The organism is Kribbella sp. NPDC056861 (assembly GCF_040687575.1).
GTDB lineage: Bacteria > Actinomycetota > Actinomycetes > Propionibacteriales > Kribbellaceae > Kribbella.
Map to the genome: position 1 here is coordinate 685,606 of NZ_JBFBNQ010000006.1, position 16,434 is coordinate 702,039.

The following is a 16,434-nucleotide window of genomic DNA, read 5'->3' on the forward strand; positions in this document are numbered from 1 at the left end:
TATTTTGATTCAGTTATAGGTCAGCCGGCCAGGGCCTGGACGACTCGGCTGGCGGAGGGTTTGCCCAGTTGTTTGGCCATCCAGGCGCTGGTGGTGACGAGGCTTTCCAGGTCGACACCGGTCTCGATGCCGAGGCCGTCCAGCTGCCAGAGCAGGTCTTCCGTGGCGAGGTTGCCGGTCGCGCTTTCGGCGTACGGGCAACCGCCGAGTCCGCCGGCCGAGCTGTCGACCACCGTGACGCCTTCCCGCAGCGCGGTGAACGTGTTGGCGAGCGCCTGCCCGTACGTGTCGTGGAAGTGCACAGCCAGCTTGTCGACCCCCACACCAGCACCCTCGAACGCCTTGATCAGCGCGACGACCTGACCCGGCGTCGCGACGCCGATCGTGTCGCCGAGGGAGAGTTCGTGGCAGCCGAGCTCGACCAGCCGCGCTCCGACCTTCACCACCTGATCGATCGGTACGTCGCCCTCCCACGGATCGCCGTAACACATCGACACGTACCCGCGAACGCTCAAACCCTCGTCCAGCGCACGCCGTACGGTCGGCGCGAACATCGCGAACTGCTCGTCGACCGTCGAGTTCAGGTTCTTCGCGGCGAACGTCTCGGTCGCGCTGGCGAAGATCGCGATCTCGCTGACCCCCGCCTTGAGGGCGCGATCGAGACCGCGCTCGTTCGGCACCAGCACCGGCGTACGGAGGCCTTCCGGCAGGTCCAGCCGCTGCAGCAGCTCGGCAGCGTCGGCGAGCTGCGGCACCCACTTGGGGTGGACGAAACTGGTCGTCTCGATGGTGGTCAACCCCGCCGCGGCGAGCCGCTGGATGAACTCTGCCTTCACCGCCACGTCGACGATCGCGTCCTCGTTCTGCAATCCGTCCCGCGGTCCGACCTCGTAGATCGTCACCCGCTCGGGCAGTCCCTCGGCCCCGACCAGCTCAGGCTTGCGCACTGTGTGCCTCCGTCTCGTGAGCCTGGCGCCTTCTCAGGGCCGGGAGGGGTCTCCTCCACAATGGCTCGTGATGACAACTCTGGCTGACATTCTGCGCGGGGTCGAAGGCGGAGTCCTCCCCACCCCAGACCTGAGCATCACGGTCGTCCCGGCGCCGTCCGAGCGCGAGCTGGCCGTGGTGGCGTTCACCGCGCACATTGTGATCGCCGCGGACGTCTCCCCAGACTGGGTGGCTGGCCTGATCCCGGACGGTGATCTGTCCGCTCCGCTCAACCCGCCGTTCCTGTTCGCCCTGGAGCAACTCAGCGGCCGCCGCGTCAACGCAATCGACCAGATGCTCCTTGCTCCCGCGCTCACTGACCCCACCGAGCGCGCTGCCGCCGTCGAGGGCCTGGTCGAGGTGACTGACCGCGGGCATCCCCGGATCGAGCGGGCTTGGCGGTACCGCGAAGACGTACGCGCCTACTCAGCGCCATACGGCGGGTTGGTGCTCACCGGCCGAGGCCTAGCCGGTCGCCTGGAGGTCGCGCTGGAGGTCCCTGCCGCTGTCCGCGGCGCCGGCCATGGCCGTCACCTAGCCCGCGCTGCCCGGGCCCTCATCCCAGCGGGCACTCACATCTGGTCGCAGGTGAGCCCAGGCAACGCCGCCTCCACCCGGACCTTCCTCGCCGCCGGCTACCAACCCATCGGCGCCGAAGCACTGCTGGTGCGGCACTAGGCAGTCGTCGGCGCTGGTACGTGAGGGCGTCTCTACCTGCCGACCTGGGTTGTTCCTCAGTCTTCGAGGGTTGCCAGGTGGGCGGACAGGTCGGTGGTGAATCGGGCCAGCAGGCGGCTGAGGTCTTTGCGGTCTTGGGCCGGCCAGTCGGCGGTGGCGCCGGATAGCCAGCCGAGCAGGGTCTTGAGGTAGAGCTGGGCCGCGTCGGCGCCTACGGGGGTCGGTTCGATCAGGCTGGCGCGGCGGTCGTTCGGGTCGCCGATGCGCTGGACCAGGCCGCGGCGCTCCAACTCCTGCACCTGGCGGGTCACATGGGGACCGACGACCTGCATCCGCTCGGCGATCTCGCCGATCCGCAGCGGCCGGTCGGCCATCTGCAGGGCGAGCAGGATCGACATCGCGGGGCGGTCCAGTTGGAGCCCGGTCGCCTTGATGGCGCGCTCCACCAGGTGACCGCGGTTGAGCGCGTTGCTCAGCTGGGTCAGCTGCGGCATCAGCTCGTACAGCTCGGTCACTTGATTACCTACCTTAGGTATCTATATGGTGGAGAGCAGCAGCACTCACGGGCCCGTGGCGCTCTGCAAAAGGATACCTAAAGTACACATCTTTCGAGGGAGTTCTGATGAAGAAGATCCTGGTGTCCGGTGCCAGCATCGCCGGCCCGGCCGTCGCTTATTGGCTGCATCGGTACGGATTCGAGGTCACGGTCGTCGAGAAGGCCGCGACCGTCCGCGGCGGGGGCTACCCGATCGACATCCGCGGTACTGCGATCGAGGTGGTCGAGCAGATGGGGCTGCTGCCGCGGCTGCAAGAGGCGCACGTCGACAGCCGCAAGCTGTCGTTCCTCGACGCGGATAGCGGCCTGATCGCGGCGATCCGCCCGGAGGCGATCACCGGCGGGGTCGAGGGGCGTGATCTCGAAGTACGGCGCGGGGATCTGGCCGACGTCCTGTACGCGACGATCCGGGACGAGGTGGAGGTGATCTTCGAGGACTCGATCGCGACGCTGCAGAACGGGGCCGATGCTGTCGAGGTGGTCTTCCGCAGCGGGGCTCGGCGGACCTTCGATCTGGTCATCGGGGCGGACGGACTGCACTCGAACACTCGCGGTCTGGTCTTCGGCCCTGAGGAGCAGTACCACCGATACCTCGGCTACTCCTTCGCCGGCTTCACGATGCCCAATGAGCTCGGCCTCGAGCACGAAGCGCTGATGTGGAACGTGCCTGGCCGCGCGGCCGTGCTCTACGCCCCCGGCAAGGCCGAGACGTTGCACGGCTTCTTGACCTTCGCCGAGGAGGTCCCGCCGTACGGCGCCTTCCGTAACCCCGAGGCCCAGCGCGAACTCGTCGCTGCCCGCTTCCCGGAGAACGCGTGGCAACTCCCCCAGATGCTGGCCGCGATGCGCTGCGCCGACGATCTGTTTTTCGACACGGTCAGCCAGATCCACATGCCTGCTTGGTCGCAGGGTCGGGTGGTCCTGGTCGGGGATGCCGCTGCTGCGCCGTCCTTCATGTCGGGCCAGGGATCGAGTATCGCGTTGGTCACCGCGTACTTGTTGGCCGGCGAGCTCGCGACCCATGCTGATCATGCGGTCGCATTCACCGCCTACGAACAAGCTGCCCGGCAATTCGTCGAACTCAACCAAGCCTTGGCATACGCCGGAGCTGCCGCCGTCGCGCCACGTACGTCCGAAGAACTTGCTCTTCGCAACAAAGCCCTGACCGTTGCCTCGGATGAGCCGGCCCTCGACGCCGGTACCGCGGGCCGGTCGGCCAATTCTGCGCTGACCCTTCCGACCTACGCAACAGCCTGACCTCACGCTGGCGGGGGTGGTGGATCTCCCGAAAGCGTTGGTTGTTGGACAGCAGCAGGAGCTGGCCGTGGCGGTAGTCGCGGAGGGTTCCCCGTGGGGTGAGGCGTGGTTGTTACCAGTTGCCGGTGGGGCCTGTTGGGGTGGAGGTGGGGGCGCTTGGTGGTGAGGGTGGGGCTGGCGGTGGTGGGGGCGGCGGAGGTTTGGAGCGGGGAGAGGAGCTGCCTCGGGGGCTGGGGCGGGAGGAGGTTGAGCCGGGGCCGGAGGTGCGCGGGCTTGAACTGCCTGAGGCGGAGCCGCCGCCGGATTCACCGGCTGAGTGGGAGACGGCGCCGGACATGGCACCTGTTGCTTTCTTGGAGGCTGAGAGCGCGGAGCCGGCGGCGCCTGCGGCGGCGCTGATTGCGCCGCCGCCGCCACCTCCTCCACCACCCCCGCTGCCTCCGCCCGAACCCGAGCCCGAGCCGGAACCGCCGCCCGAACCCGAGCCTGAGCCGGAACCGGCGCCCGAACCCGAGCCTGAGCCGGAACCGGCGCCCGAACCCGAGCCTGAGCCGGAACCGCCGCCCGAGCCCGAGCCTGAGCCGGAACCGCCGCCTGCAGCTACGCCGATTGCGCCGGTGGCAGTGGAGATGCCGCCTCCACGGGAGGATGGCCCGCCTGAGCCGCCACCTGATCCGCCGCCGGAGCTGGAGGAGCGGCCGACATTGATCGCGCCGGACGCGAGGCCGCCGGGGTCTACTACTGAGGCGCCGGAGGCTGCGGCACCGCCGGCTGCAGCCGCAGTAAGGGGGACGGTGAAGCGCAGCAGAGCGGGGAGCGCTACGACAGCCAGGGCGAGCATCATCAGGCCGGTGAGGACCTGGACCAGGCCGTCGCCTGCTTCGTTGGACATGCCGTCGTAGCTCATTCGGATCGCGGCGGCGTAGATCAGGGCGGCGGCCGGTTTGTAGGCGATGAAGGCCAGCGCCCAGCCGCAGAACTTCTTGAACCACGCCTTGCCGACCTCGGTGTTGGTGGCCGCGGCTGCCAGTGGGAAGGCGCCGGCCAGCAGGACCAGCATCGCGGAGCGGATCAGCAGCAGGACGATCTGGATCAGCGACGAGACCAGCGCCATCATGCCGGCGAACATCGCTATCAGGATGGGGAGCTTCTGCGCGGTCTGGCCGCCGTTCATCACCACGTTGGCGAGGGTGCCGTCGAAGGTCTGCCGCGCGGGCAGCGCGGTGCTGACGAGATGCTGGGAGAACTCGTCCGCCCACAGCGTCAGCAGTTGCACGACGGCCGATCCGGCGCTCGCCACCAGCGCGAACAACATCATTGCCTTGAGCAACTGTCGGACTGGTTCGGCGCGCTGCTCCCAGGCGATCCTGAGGCCGGCGATCAGGATGGCGAGGGTGAAGATGGTCGCGGTCAGCCAGTGCAGGTTTCCTTGCAGGAAGGCGACCGGGGCGCTGTTGGTCCAGTCCTGGCCGTCGCCGCTCGCGAGGGTCGGGCTCGGGACCTTGATCCAGAAGGTCGAGAGCGAGTGCAGGCCTTGCAGGGCCGCCTCGTTCAGCTCACGAAGTACTGCGTCGAACTGGTTGCTGACGACGGACTTGAAGCCTTCCTCGATGTGGCAGCCGAGATCCATCTGGCCGCACATCAGACACCGCTCCAGGCGACGAAGCCGTCGAGGTCGCGGTGCTGGGAGTACGGCGCGCCGACGGGGTTGTCGTTGGTGGGTGGCACCAGGCGCCAGTCGCCGGCGTACCAGGCGAGGGTGAGGGTGGCGCTCATGTACTCCGACTCGACCGGCAGGGCGAGCATGATCGTGGCGCGGTCTCGGCTGGCGTCGAGGACTCGGTAGCCAGCTAGTTGGGTGGGGGCCGAGTTGGTGTTGGTGGGCTCGGTTTTGAGGTGCTCGATGAGGGCGTTGGTGTCGCGGCCGGGGAGCATCAGTTTGCGGGTGGTGGGGATGGTTCTGGACTGGTCGGCCAGGGCTGCGATGGCGTTGTAGGCGGCGTACAGGGCGCCGGTTGGGGAGTGGGCGAAGCCGTGGCGGTAGCCGTCGGGGTCGGTTGTGGTTGGGCCGTTGGTGGTGGAGCGGGGGACTACTACTCGGCGGCTGACTTCCCAACTGTCGGGGGTTGGGGGTTTGGTGGAGGGGATGGATTGGTCTGGGAGGGGGGCGATGGTGGGGGTTGCCGCTGGAGTGGAGGGGGCGGCAGGGTTTTGCGGCTCGGCGGCGCTGTTGGGGTTCGCGGTGGTGGAGGCGGGTGAATTGGTTCGGTCGGTGGGGGCCGAGTCGACGTTGGCCGAGTCGTGGGTTGGACCAGTTGAGGCTGATTTGGGGCCGGTGAGCAGGAGCAGGCCGCCGCAGGCGAGGACGGCGGCTACTACGATGGCGGCCGCGATGAAGCCGCGCCCGTACGGCGACTGGTCTTCGTTCTCACTCATCGGATCCCTGCTTCCCGGTCTGCGTGCTGACAAGGGAAAGCCTGGCAAAAATCGGCGAACCGCGGCGAAAGTTATCCACAGGTAGCGCCGAAGTACGCCTGAGTCACGCTCGATCCGGCATCGATCGCGTCTCGACCTGTAGCCGAAAGGTCACCCCGTGTAGCGAAGTGACCGGGTCAGCTAATAGAGTCCGCGCATGACCATCGCGCCTTCGCTTTGCTCGCCCCTAGCGCTCGCCGATGCAGAACCCACTCACGTCGCGGAACCCTGGGAAAGCGACGTGATCACCGCGTACGGCCTGTTGCGAGAAGCAGCAGCCGAACTCGATCAACTGATGCGCCATTCCCTGAAGCGCAGTGGTCTGCAAATGGCAATGTTCGAACTGTTGCTGCGGCTCGCCCGTAGCCACGGGGAGAAGCAGCGTCTCACCTCACTCGCCCGGGAGTTGACCGTCACCACTGGTGGCATCACCCGGCTGGTCGACCGCGCCGAGAATCTCGGTCTGGTGCGCCGGGAGCCCTGTCCCGATGACGCCCGCGGCTCGTATGCGGTTCTCACGGAGGAGGGAAAGCGGCGGCTGCGCGAAGCGCTGCCGGACCACCTCCTGGAGATCGACAGCCTGTGGATGTCCCAGCTGGCGGACGAGCAGGAACTCGTCCTCGGCCGACTCCGTCGCGTTCGCGACAACGCCCGTCGCTGGCCCAACGGCCGGCCCAACCTCGGTCCGCTCCCCGCGGCAGACCGAGTCTGAATCAAGTCATCGCATTACCCGCTACTAACGGATGCGGCGTCTGGCTGGTGCCGGGCGCCGCATCGAGCAATTGTTGAGACGTGAGCCAACCTCTGGTCCGATCGCCGCATGAGTTCAGCACCCCCGGGGGCGGCGCTCCCGTACGCACCGCCCGGAGCGGGCTGCTCCTCAGATCGGCTATCGGCGGCGTTCTCGCCGCCCTCGCGGGCCTGGCCGCCGGTTCGGTCGCCGCCGCGCTGCTCGGCACCCGTCAGACCCCGGTGGTCGCGATCGGGTCGGCCTTCATCGACCGGGTCCCGCCGTGGCTGAAGGATCTCGCGATCTCCCTCTTCGGGACGCACGACAAGACCGCGCTCAAGACCGGCATCCTGATCGTCCTGCTCGCCTTCGCCGCACTCGGCGGCATCCTCTCCGTACGCCGGTACGCCGCCGGCGCAGCGGTGGTCATCGTCCTCGCAGGCCTTGCCGTCCTGGCAGCCTCGACGCGACCTGACGCCGGCCAGACCGGTTTCGCCCCGTCGTTCGTGGCAGGCATCGTCGCGCTGCTCATGCTCCGCCTCTTCGCCACCAGGCTGGCCGGCCTGGTCAGCGATCCTCAGGACGGCGTCAGCCGCCGAGGCTTCCTCCAACTCTCCACCGGCGTGACGCTGGGCACGATCGCGGTCGGCGCGCTCGGCAAGGTCGTCGGTGGCCGCCGGGCAGCCGTCACGGATGCCCGCGACGCGCTCAAGCTGCCGCTCCCGCCAAGCCTCGACCCGCCGGCCGGAGTACAGGCTGTGGGAGCTGGTCCGTGGGCGACGCCGAACGAGGACTTCTACCGGATCGACACCGCGTTGTCGGTGCCGTTGATCATGCCGAGCGACTGGAAGCTACGCATCCACGGGATGGTCGACCGCGAGATCGAGTTGTCGTTCGAGGAGCTGCTGAAGCGCAAGGTGGTGCACAAGTGGGTCACGCTGACCTGTGTCAGCAACGAGGTCGGCGGTGACCTGATCGGCAACGCGCTCTGGTCCGGCGTACTGCTGAAGGACCTGCTGGCCGAGGCCGGGCCATCCGCTGATGCCGACGCGATCAAGTCGACATCGAAGGACGGATTCACCGCCGGTACGCCGCTGAGCACGCTGACCGACGATCGCGAGTCGATGCTCGCGTTCGCGATGAACGGGCAGCCGTTGCCGGTCGAGCACGGGTTCCCGGTGCGCATCGTCGTACCGGGCTTGTACGGGTATGTCTCGGCGACGAAGTGGCTGACCGAGATCGAGGTGAGCCGGTTCGACCAGTTCGAGGGGTACTGGACGCCGCGCGGCTGGTCGGCTCTCGGGCCGATCAAGCTGTCGTCGCGGATCGACGTGCCGCGGTCGAAGGCGTCGACCGGGCCGGTCACGGTGGCCGGCGTGGCGTGGGATCAGCATGTCGGGGTCTCGAAGGTCGAGGTCCGGGTCGACGGCGGCCCGTGGCAGCAGGCCGAGCTGGCCAGTGACGCGTCCGTCGATACCTGGCGGCAGTGGCACTGGAGCTGGGACGCGCCGCGGGGGAACCACGTCCTGCAGGTTCGCGCGTTCGATGCCGAGGGCAACCCTCAGGTCGAGTCGCAGGCACCGCCCGCACCGGACGGCTCGACCGGGCTGCACAGCGTCGACATCAAGGTCGGCTAACCGGGCGGCTCGGCGTTCGGGGTCGGATCGGCCTGAAGGACACACCAGTCGACCGTCCCGCCCGTGTGCGTCGGCGAGGTCCCGTTCACTTTGGCGAGAGCCGTGATGATGCTGAGGCCGAGAGGCTCCAGTTCCTTGGTCACACCCGGTGCTTGGTGATAAGTCACCGCGACCGTCAGCAGGTCACTGCGCAACTCCAGGCGCAGGATCGGCTCGCTGTCGGAGCAACGGATCGCATGGGTGGCGAGCTCGCTGGCAATCGATGCGGCGTCTGCATCGAGTCCACCGCAACTCCACTCAGCCAGGATCTCGTGGACCTGACGTCGCGCGAGCCAAGCCGCGGACGGGCCGGCGGGCAGCAACCGGAGCGCCAGGCGTCGAAGCGGCGGCCGACGTGTCGACGCCTTCGCGACCGCCATGCTCGGGTAGATCCGGACGAACCTGCCCAGCACCCGAGCGCGCGGCTTCAGCCGGCCCTCCAGTCCGGGGCCCGAGACCAGCAGCAGCTCAGCGCCCGACCAGACCGCCGCCTGCCGAGCCGCGACCGCGAAGACGTTCAGGGCGACCGCGTGCTGGACCGCTAGCAGCTCCAGGTCGACGATGACGGCCGTCGGCCGGTCGGCCAGACACTTCAGCAACGCGGCGCGAACCCGCGGTACGGTCGCGATCGACAGCACGCCGACCAGGCGCACGACCGTGACTCCGGCATCGCCCTGCTCGACCTCGATGTCGAGCAGGAAGGCATAGCCGGATCGTCTCGAGTGGTCCCCACCTTTGCTCAAGGTGTCCATCCCCCAAAGACGCCGCCGGGTGCGAGTAGGTCAAAGACGCTACACCCGTCGAGGCCGCCACGCCCGGGCGATGTCGCCCCTCATTTGCGGGAGATCGCGTCCAGCACCAGCGGCAGGAAGGTGTGTTCCAGCGAGCCGGCCGGTACGAGATCGGGCTCGAGCAGACTCTGCGCCCGGGCGCCTTCGTGGACGGCGATCACCAGCCGGACGAACTGCTGCGGCGGGACCGACAGCCGCAGCCCGCTCGCCTGGGTGATCTCCTCGACCAGCCGGGTCAGCTGATCGCGGAACATCGCGCGCTGCTGGTTCAGCGCCGTCGCGGCCTCGGGATGCCGGAGCGCGTGCAGGGTGAACTCGGTGGAGATCAGGTGCCACTGCCGCTGGTCCGGGGCGGCCTCGTCGAGTAACCCCAGTACTGCGTCCAGCAGCGTCCCTGGCTGATTCGCAAGGTCCGGCAGCAGCGCGGCGATCTGCTCCAGCAGGCGATCCGTGGTCGCCTGGAACAGGGCGAGCACCAGCTCGTCCTTGGACCCGAAGTTCGAGTAGAACGCGCCGCGGGTGAACCCGGCCCGATCGCAGATGTCCTCCACCGAGGCGCCGTGGAAACCACGCTCGGCGAAGACTTCGAGGGCACCTTCGAGCAGCCGGGCCCGGGTGGCTGAGCGACGTCGCTTGGGCGGTTCCATGACAGTAGGATACAGTTCTGTATTGGATACACAACCGTATTGAACGGGGTCGCTCGATGGAACTCAAGGCTTACGCGATCAGCGTGCAGGGTCCGCACGCGCCGATGTTGCACGCGACATCGGTGAATGTCAGTGACCATCAGCTGGTCCTGCTCGCGGGGTACCCCGGACCTGGTCATGTCGCTGTCGCGCTCGGACTCTCCGGTCGGCTGAAGCCGAACGGCGGGGAGGTGAAGCTGGACGGCTCGACCGACGAGCGCGTACTGCGGCAGCGGGTCGCCGTGGTCGATGCGCCGGGGATCACCGAGCCCGAGGACGCCCTGCCGGTGTCGACCGTGGTCGGCGAGGAGCTGGCGATCGCTGGACGCAAGGCCGGCCGCAAGGCGGTCGACGCGTGGCTTAGGGAGCACGAGTGGGCGGAGTTCGCGGAGCGGCGGTGGGAGCACCTGCCGGTAGGAGTGCGGACCAGGATGCTGGCCGAGCTGACCGTGGCGCGACCTGAGGTCAAGGTGGTGATCCTGACGATGCCGGACCGGCTCGGCGGCGATCCGCACGACTGGTACGAGGTGGGCCGGGAGCTGGCATCGCGTGGGTACGGCGTGATCATCACGTGTGCCGACGCCTCGGCGCGGTTGCTGGGTGTCGAGGCGGCACAGATGGGGTCGGTGAATCAGCCCGATCCCGTGCAGGTCGAGCCCGTGGTACCGGTCGAGGTCGAAGAGCCCGCAGAAGAAGCAGCACCAGAGACTGACGAGAAGAAGGACGAAGCATGACCTCGATCCGGATGGCGATGAGCGAGCTGCGGCGGTTGACCGCGGGGCGGCTGCCGAAGCTGGCCGTGATCGCGATGATCCTCGTCCCGACCCTGTACGGCGGCCTCTACCTCTACGCCAACCACGACCCGTACGGACGGCTCGACCAGGTGCCGACCGCGGTCGTGGTCGAGGACTCCGGTACGACGTTGTCGACCGGCGAGAAGCTGTCGGTCGGCCCGCAGGTCGCCGAAGAGCTGGTGAAGTCGAAGAGTTTCGAGTGGCACCAGGTGAATCGCGCCGAGGCGACCGAGGGTGTGGAGAACGGGACGTACGAGTTCGCATTGGTGCTGCCGAAGACGTTCTCGGCGGATCTCGCGTCGAGTGCGGAGTTCCAGCCCCGGCAGGCGAATCTCGAGCTGCTGACCAACGACGCCAACAACTACCTGGCCCACACGATCGCCAACCAGGTCGTCGCGCAGGTGACCAAGTCGGTCGCGGCGCAGGTGAGCGAGACGGCGGCGAGCAAGCTGCTGGCCGGGTTCAGCACCATCCACGGTCAGATCACCAAGGCAGCGGGCGGCGCCGGGCAGCTGCAGAGCGGTCTCACGTCGGCCGCCACCGGTGTCGGCAAGCTCCAGAGTGGGGCTGGTCAGCTCAACACCGCACAGCAGCAACTGGCCGCCGGTGCGACCAAGCTGAATGGTGGACTCACGCAGGCTTCGAAGGGCGCCGGTGATCTCGCGAACGGCGCCGGGCAGCTGAGCTCCGGGCTCGGCACGCTCAAGACCAAGACGGCGAGCTTGCCCGCCGACACGAGGAAGCTGGCCAACGGCGCCGATCAAGTTGCTGATGGCAACGAACAGATCGCGGGTGTCGGCAAGCAGGTGGCGACCGCGTCGAGCGCGCTGCTCAGCGACCTGACGACGTTCGACCAAGGTTTGGCTGCGCGGCTCAAGGCACGTGGCTTCACCCAGACGCAGATCAACCAGGTCGCCGCCGAGACGGCGAGGCTCCGCGGCCCGGTGGTCGCGGCGAACACCAAGATCCAGTCGACCTCGAAGCAGCTGACCCAGCTCGCATCGGGAGCCCGGCAGGTCGCGACCGGCGCGCAGAAGCTTGCAGACGCTACCCCGGCACTGACCGGCGGCATCAGCAGCGCTGCGACCGGCGCAGGTCAGCTCAACACTGGTGCGACGCAGCTGAAGAGCGGTATCGGCACCCTGCAGTCCGGCGCCTCGCAGCTCGCGGCTGGTGAGCAGCAGGCCGTCACCGGACAAGGGCAGTTGCTCACTGGCGTCAACAGCCTCTCTACCGGCGTCGGCAAGCTCAAGACCGGCGCAACAGAGCTGAACACCGCGCTGACTAACGGCGCGAAGCAGATCCCGGACCCGAGCCCCGAAGCCCGCAAGGCAGTCGCGGAGACTCTCGGCGCTCCAGTCGGCCTGAAGAACGACTCCCAAGCCACTGCCGACAGCTACGGCGCCGGCCTGGCCCCGTTCTTCCTCAGCCTGTCCTGCTGGATCGGCGCCTACGTCCTCTTCCTGCTGGTCCGCCCGCTGTCGCCCCGTGCCCTGGCCGGCCTGCAGGCACCGGTACGCGTCGCCCTCGGCGGCTGGCTTCCCCCGGCCATCTTCGGCTCGATCCAGGCAGCACTGGTCTTCACCGCGGTCATCTTCGGCCTAGGCATCGACACAGCCCATCCCTGGCTGACAGTCGGCTACCTGATGCTGACCTCGATCACCTTCGTGGCCATCCTGCACGCCCTGTCGGCTTGGTTCGGAGCGGTCGGCAAGTTCCTCGGCCTGGTCCTGATGGTGATCCAACTGGTCAGCGCCGGCGGCACCTTCCCCTGGCAGACGATCCCGGCCCCGCTCTACTTCTTCCACCACGTGCTCCCGATGAGCTACGCGATCGACGGCGTCCGCCACCTCATGTACGGCGGCCCCGGCGACAGCCTCCCCAAGGACCTCCTGGTCCTGCTCGCCTGGCTGGCCGCCGGCCTCGCCGCCTCCTCCCTGGCAGCCCGCAAACAACGCGTCTGGCCCGCCAAGAAGCTCCAACCGGAGCTGGTCCTCTAGTCCTCTAGCTCGACAGCAACTCGGTCGCGCTGGTGAGGAGTTGTTGGGTGGTTGGCTGGTCGAAGTACGTGATGAGAGCTTCGTAGGTGCCGTGGTGGGCTGCGTCGGGGTCCACCAGGTAGCCGAAGTAGCCGTCGGTGTAGCCGATCACCCGGGTGATGGGGTGGGGGCTGTCAGCCTGGAGGTAGCAGCCGTGGCTGGCGAAGAGTTCTACCGGGAGGTGGACCCAGGCGACGTCGCCTAGTTTGACGACGCTGATGGGGAGGTCCAGAGCCGCCGGGAGTTGGGCGGCGGCCATCAGGGCTTGGCCACGGGCACCGTCGAGGCGGGTTTGGGCTATTCGTTGGGTGGGGTCGTCGAGGCCGCCGCGGAGGCCTGCTTCGGCGGTGTTGACGACAGCTGCCAGGTCGGCGGGGGTGGGGAGGTCGCGGACCTTCAGGCTGACGGTCGCGCGATGGATGGTGGGGGCGGCGGACGGCAGGTCGAGGCCTGGCTCGGCGAGGGCTTCGGCTACTCGGGCTGCCAGCAAGCCGCCCAGGCGGGAGACCTCGGGGGCACCGCGGCCCTGGCGGGTGAAGCGGGGGCTGACGTCGCCTGCAGCGCCTTGGAGAAAGCCCACCACCACTTGCCCGTCAGCAGCCAGGGCGTCGCGGGCAGCGCCGGGCCAGTCGGCGGAGTACAGGAGATTCTCGGGCCCGTACGTCGTGGGGTGGCAGGCGAAGTCGAGCAGTACTGCGCTGAGCGTGCCGTCGGCGACGGAGTTCAACGTTAGAACGCCTGCGGTGTTGTCGTGCGGCCCGTTCCGGCGGTGGCGATTGGTCCCGACGCCGATCACCTCGATCGAGCGCCAGGTCGCGCGAACGGGGTGACGGTCCAGCGGGGTCGCGGCGATCGCGGCGGCGAGTGGCTCGTACACGGCGGGCTCTCGCAGCGCGGGGATGACCGGATGGATCTGGCCGGTCCAGCCTGATGGTGCCGAGTGTGTGTGCGAGGCGCAGACCAGTACGCACTCCGGCGGGATGCTGGCCGCTGCTCCGGCGGCTGCAGCCAGCTCGGCCGTCAGCGCCGTACCGGCTGCGACCGCGTCCAGGCTCAACCAGAGCACGCCGGGTGAGTCCTCGGTGCTGAGCCAGATCAGCGTCGCGCGCAGTGGGTCCGCCGTACCGGTCGCGACGCCTTCGCGTGCGGAGTACCCGTCAAGGTTGTGACCCGGCGGCGGGGTCACGTCCAGCGAGGCCGCCGCCAGCAGTAGCTCGCTCATGTTCTAACCCTGCGTCACAGCGCTGTCCACCAAACCTGGATGTCGCGGCTACCAACCGAGTTGTGACCTCCACCGGCTTCGGCTGCGCGGGCCATCAGGGCCATTGCCTCGGGGGAGAAGAGTGGATTGCCGGGGGCGGCTTGGCAGGACACGACGAGACTGCCTGGGGGATCATCGGTGGATCACCAGCAGGTCGGCGTACGGGCCGGGTGGTTCGGTGGCGAGGCGGGCGGCGCCGTCGAGTGAGTTGCCGGCTACCTCGGTCAGCTGGGCGCGTTGAGGCAGGGCTGCTCGGAGTGGCTCGGTGAATTGGTCACCGGCGCCGGCGAAGAGCCCGCCCACGCAGGCGACCGGGACCGGCTCGCGGCCCGCGAGACGGCTCACTGCGGTGGTGATCGTCTCGGCGACGTCGGCGACCGCGCACGAAAGGATGCCTTGGGCAACTGGATCGGTGGCGGCGGCGGCACGCAGTACTGCGGGGGCGAAGCGGGCGATGTCGTCGACGATGGTCGGGGCCCCGTAGAGGCTGATCGGATCGAGCTCGGTGTCGGCCAGGATTGTCGCGGGGCCGCGGCCGTCTCTGGCACGTTGCACTGCGACGAGGCCCGCGCGGCCGATCGCGAACGCGCTGCCGGCGTCGCCGAAGAGGTAGCCGTGGCCGTCGATCTTGTGCCAGGAGCCGTCTCGATCAACTGCCAGGCAGACGAGGCCAGTACCTGCGGCAACCACTACGCCGTAGCCGCCGGGTAACGCGCCGGAGTGGGCGGTCACCATGTCCTGGGTGAGCCGGACCTCGGTGGCTTGCAGGATCTCGGCGATTCCTCTGGCAAGCTCGCGAGCGGTCGCGGGGTCCGCCGGGAAGCCGGTGAGTCCGAGCGCCACGACCTCAATCGGCTCGCCGCCAGGCAGGTCCGCCTTGGCCGCTGTCAGCCGGACGGCGTCGAGCGTTGCTTGCAGGCTGTTGCTGCTGTGGGTATGGCCAGGTCCCTCCGCCACGACTCCGCTGGGCAGGACTCGGAGGCGGAGGGCGGACTGCCCGCCGTCGAAGGCCAGGTGGGTCATCAGGCGATGGTGCCTCAGACCTCGATGTTCGACATCACGTGCTTGATCCGGGTGTAGTCCTCCAGGCCGTACATGGACAGGTCCTTGCCGTGGCCGGAGTTCTTGAAACCACCGTGCGGCATCTCGGCGACGATCGGGATGTGGGTGTTGATCCAGACGCAGCCGAAGTCCAGCCGGCGGGCCATCCGCATCGCGCGGCCGTGGTCGCGGGTGAAGACCGAGGAGGCCAGCCCGTACTCGACGCCGTTGGCCCAGCGGAGCGCCTCGTCCTCGTCGGAGAAGCGCTGGACGGTGATGACCGGGCCGAAGATCTCCTGCTGGATCGCCTCGTCGTCCTGGTTCAGGCCTGACACGACGGTGGGCTCGTAGAAGTAGCCGCGGTCGCCGATGGCGTTGCCGCCGGTCTGCAAAGCGGCGTGGTCGGGCAGCCGGTCGACGAAACCGCTGACGCGTTGGAGCTGGTCGGCGTTGTTCAGAGCGCCGTACGCGACGTCGTCCTCGGGCCGGCCGGTCTTGGTGGCTCGCGCCTGTTCGGTGAGGGCCGCCACGAAGTCGTCGTGGATCCGCGGGCCGGCGAGCACGCGGGTCGCCGCGGTGCAGTCCTGGCCGGCATTGAAGTACCCCGCGCCCGCGATCGCCTCAGCCGCCGCTTCGAGGTCGGCGTCGTCGAAGACCATCACCGGCGCCTTTCCGCCAAGCTCGAGGTGCGTGCGCTTGAGCTGCCGGGCCGCGGCAGACGCGACCTCCATCCCCGCCCGCACCGAGCCGGTGATCGCGACCAGCTGCGGGATCTCGTGATCCACCAACGCCCGGCCCGTGTCCCGATCGCCGCAGACGACGTTGAAAACACCCGGCGGCAAGAACTCGTTGCACAGCTCGGCCAGCAGCACGGTCGACGCAGGCGTGGTGTCGCTCGGCTTCAGCACCACGGTGTTGCCCGCGGCCAACGCCGGCGCGATCTTCCAGATCGCCATCATCAGCGGGTAGTTCCACGGCGTCACCTGACCGACGACACCGATCGGCTCCCGCCGGATCCAGGAGGTGTGCCCAGCCATGTACTCCCCGGCCGACCGCCCCTCCAACACTCGCGCAGCCCCGGCGAAGAACCGCAGCTGATCCACACACGGCGGCAGCTCCTCCGAAGCCGTCAGCGCGATCGGCTTGCCGGTGTTTTCGCTCTCCACCCGGGTGAACTCGTCGGCCCGCGTCTCCAGCGCGTCCGCGATCTTCAGCAGCATCCGCTGCCGCTCGGCCGGCGTCGTGTCCCGCCAGGTCTCGAACGCCCGGTCCGCCGCCTTCATCGCCTGGTCGACGTCTTCCGCGCCGGACTTCGGCGCCTGCGCATAGACCTCACCGGTGGTCGGGTCGATCAGGTCGTACGTCGCACCGCCGAGTGCGCCGGCCGGCTTGCCATCCACAAGATTCGAGAGCGTCTGCATGCCGGGAGCCTAATGGCATCCACAACGGATTCGGTAGGCCTG

General features: G+C 68.5%; 15 protein-coding genes and 1 pseudogene. 6 read left to right on the plus strand and 10 right to left on the minus strand.

Annotated features, from left to right (window positions below):
- Positions 1 to 20: 20 nt before the first annotated feature.
- Positions 21 to 947, minus strand: a complete 927-nt coding sequence (locus tag AB0P21_RS31450; protein WP_363701179.1) for a hydroxymethylglutaryl-CoA lyase — start codon at positions 945 to 947, stop codon at positions 21 to 23.
- Positions 948 to 1,017: 70 nt separating this feature from the next.
- On the opposite strand from AB0P21_RS31450, the gene AB0P21_RS31455 reads away from it, so the two are divergent.
- Positions 1,018 to 1,665 (plus strand): GNAT family N-acetyltransferase, encoded by a 648-nt coding sequence (locus AB0P21_RS31455; RefSeq protein WP_363701181.1) that lies wholly within the window; start codon positions 1,018 to 1,020, stop codon positions 1,663 to 1,665.
- 56 nt (positions 1,666 to 1,721) lie between these two features.
- On the opposite strand, the gene AB0P21_RS31460 is transcribed toward AB0P21_RS31455, so the two are convergent.
- The gene (locus AB0P21_RS31460; RefSeq protein ID WP_363701183.1) at positions 1,722 to 2,180 is read right to left on the minus strand and encodes a MarR family transcriptional regulator; all 459 of its coding nucleotides are present in this window, start codon (positions 2,178 to 2,180) and stop codon (positions 1,722 to 1,724) included.
- Between the two features lie 107 nt (positions 2,181 to 2,287).
- Here AB0P21_RS31460 and AB0P21_RS31465 point away from each other — a divergent pair, with 107 nt between their 5' ends.
- Entirely contained in the window at positions 2,288 to 3,478 is a 1,191-nt protein-coding gene (locus tag AB0P21_RS31465; RefSeq protein WP_363701185.1) for an FAD-dependent monooxygenase, read from the plus strand.
- Between the two features lie 112 nt (positions 3,479 to 3,590).
- On the opposite strand, the gene AB0P21_RS31470 is transcribed toward AB0P21_RS31465, so the two are convergent.
- Both AB0P21_RS31470 and AB0P21_RS31475 read right to left on the minus strand, forming a co-directional pair.
- Entirely contained in the window at positions 3,591 to 5,108 is a 1,518-nt protein-coding gene (locus AB0P21_RS31470; RefSeq protein ID WP_363701187.1) for a type IV secretion system protein, read from the minus strand.
- 11 nt (positions 5,109 to 5,119) lie between these two features.
- On the minus strand, positions 5,120 to 5,914 hold the full coding sequence (locus AB0P21_RS31475; RefSeq protein ID WP_363701189.1) for a hypothetical protein: 795 nt from the start codon (positions 5,912 to 5,914) through the stop codon (positions 5,120 to 5,122).
- A gap of 196 nt (positions 5,915 to 6,110) precedes the next feature.
- Between AB0P21_RS31475 and AB0P21_RS31480 the strand changes: the two genes are divergently transcribed.
- Together AB0P21_RS31480 and AB0P21_RS31485 are read left to right on the plus strand one after the other, a co-directional pair.
- Complete coding sequence (locus AB0P21_RS31480; protein WP_363701191.1) at positions 6,111 to 6,665, plus strand: MarR family transcriptional regulator; 555 nt, start codon at positions 6,111 to 6,113, stop codon at positions 6,663 to 6,665.
- 80 nt (positions 6,666 to 6,745) lie between these two features.
- Positions 6,746 to 8,320 (plus strand): molybdopterin-dependent oxidoreductase, encoded by a 1,575-nt coding sequence (locus AB0P21_RS31485; protein ID WP_363701193.1) that lies wholly within the window; start codon positions 6,746 to 6,748, stop codon positions 8,318 to 8,320.
- Here the strand turns inward: AB0P21_RS31485 and AB0P21_RS31490 are convergent.
- Together AB0P21_RS31490 and AB0P21_RS31495 are read right to left on the minus strand one after the other, a co-directional pair.
- Positions 8,317 to 9,102 carry a hypothetical protein gene (locus tag AB0P21_RS31490; protein ID WP_363701195.1) on the minus strand — a complete coding sequence of 262 codons (786 nt, stop codon included), beginning with the start codon at positions 9,100 to 9,102 and terminating at the stop codon, positions 8,317 to 8,319. The genes AB0P21_RS31485 and AB0P21_RS31490 overlap by 4 nt on opposite strands.
- A gap of 89 nt (positions 9,103 to 9,191) precedes the next feature.
- Positions 9,192 to 9,797, minus strand: coding sequence for a TetR/AcrR family transcriptional regulator (locus AB0P21_RS31495; RefSeq protein WP_363701197.1), 606 nt, complete (start codon positions 9,795 to 9,797; stop codon positions 9,192 to 9,194).
- 56 nt (positions 9,798 to 9,853) lie between these two features.
- On the opposite strand from AB0P21_RS31495, the gene AB0P21_RS31500 reads away from it, so the two are divergent.
- The gene (locus tag AB0P21_RS31500) at positions 9,854 to 10,570 is read left to right on the plus strand and encodes a hypothetical protein (protein ID WP_363701198.1); all 717 of its coding nucleotides are present in this window, start codon (positions 9,854 to 9,856) and stop codon (positions 10,568 to 10,570) included.
- Positions 10,567 to 12,630 carry a YhgE/Pip domain-containing protein gene (locus AB0P21_RS31505; RefSeq protein ID WP_363701200.1) on the plus strand — a complete coding sequence of 688 codons (2,064 nt, stop codon included), beginning with the start codon at positions 10,567 to 10,569 and terminating at the stop codon, positions 12,628 to 12,630. The genes AB0P21_RS31500 and AB0P21_RS31505 overlap by 4 nt, the downstream gene beginning before the upstream one ends.
- A gap of 4 nt (positions 12,631 to 12,634) precedes the next feature.
- Here AB0P21_RS31505 and AB0P21_RS31510 read toward each other — a convergent pair whose 3' ends face one another.
- The 4 genes and pseudogenes from AB0P21_RS31510 to AB0P21_RS31525 all read right to left on the minus strand — a co-directional run bounded on the left by AB0P21_RS31510 (position 12,635) and on the right by AB0P21_RS31525 (position 16,392).
- Positions 12,635 to 13,891 (minus strand): hypothetical protein, encoded by a 1,257-nt coding sequence (locus tag AB0P21_RS31510; RefSeq protein WP_363701202.1) that lies wholly within the window; start codon positions 13,889 to 13,891, stop codon positions 12,635 to 12,637.
- A 68-nt stretch (positions 13,892 to 13,959) separates the two neighbouring features.
- A pseudogene (locus AB0P21_RS31515) lies at positions 13,960 to 14,043 on the minus strand (N-acetylmannosamine-6-phosphate 2-epimerase); the annotation flags it as partial.
- Between the two features lie 19 nt (positions 14,044 to 14,062).
- The gene (locus AB0P21_RS31520; protein WP_363701204.1) at positions 14,063 to 14,953 is read right to left on the minus strand and encodes a BadF/BadG/BcrA/BcrD ATPase family protein; all 891 of its coding nucleotides are present in this window, start codon (positions 14,951 to 14,953) and stop codon (positions 14,063 to 14,065) included.
- A 14-nt stretch (positions 14,954 to 14,967) separates the two neighbouring features.
- Positions 14,968 to 16,392: a gamma-aminobutyraldehyde dehydrogenase gene (locus AB0P21_RS31525; protein ID WP_363701206.1), complete on the minus strand. Its 1,425-nt coding sequence runs from the start codon at positions 16,390 to 16,392 to the stop codon at positions 14,968 to 14,970.
- Positions 16,393 to 16,434: the final 42 nt, after the last annotated feature.

Coding starts and splice junctions, on each gene's coding strand:
- AB0P21_RS31470 (WP_363701187.1), bottom strand. CDS start 5,108: ATGGATCTCGGCTGCCACATCGAGGAAGGCTTCAAGTCCGTCGTCAGC.
- AB0P21_RS31510 (WP_363701202.1), bottom strand. CDS start 13,891: ATGAGCGAGCTACTGCTGGCGGCGGCCTCGCTGGACGTGACCCCGCCG.
- AB0P21_RS31480 (WP_363701191.1), top strand. CDS start 6,111: ATGACCATCGCGCCTTCGCTTTGCTCGCCCCTAGCGCTCGCCGATGCA.
- AB0P21_RS31475 (WP_363701189.1), bottom strand. CDS start 5,914: ATGAGTGAGAACGAAGACCAGTCGCCGTACGGGCGCGGCTTCATCGCG.
- AB0P21_RS31495 (WP_363701197.1), bottom strand. CDS start 9,797: ATGGAACCGCCCAAGCGACGTCGCTCAGCCACCCGGGCCCGGCTGCTC.
- AB0P21_RS31520 (WP_363701204.1), bottom strand. CDS start 14,953: ATGACCCACCTGGCCTTCGACGGCGGGCAGTCCGCCCTCCGCCTCCGA.
- AB0P21_RS31455 (WP_363701181.1), top strand. CDS start 1,018: ATGACAACTCTGGCTGACATTCTGCGCGGGGTCGAAGGCGGAGTCCTC.
- AB0P21_RS31525 (WP_363701206.1), bottom strand. CDS start 16,392: ATGCAGACGCTCTCGAATCTTGTGGATGGCAAGCCGGCCGGCGCACTC.
- AB0P21_RS31500 (WP_363701198.1), top strand. CDS start 9,854: ATGGAACTCAAGGCTTACGCGATCAGCGTGCAGGGTCCGCACGCGCCG.
- AB0P21_RS31465 (WP_363701185.1), top strand. CDS start 2,288: ATGAAGAAGATCCTGGTGTCCGGTGCCAGCATCGCCGGCCCGGCCGTC.
- AB0P21_RS31505 (WP_363701200.1), top strand. CDS start 10,567: ATGACCTCGATCCGGATGGCGATGAGCGAGCTGCGGCGGTTGACCGCG.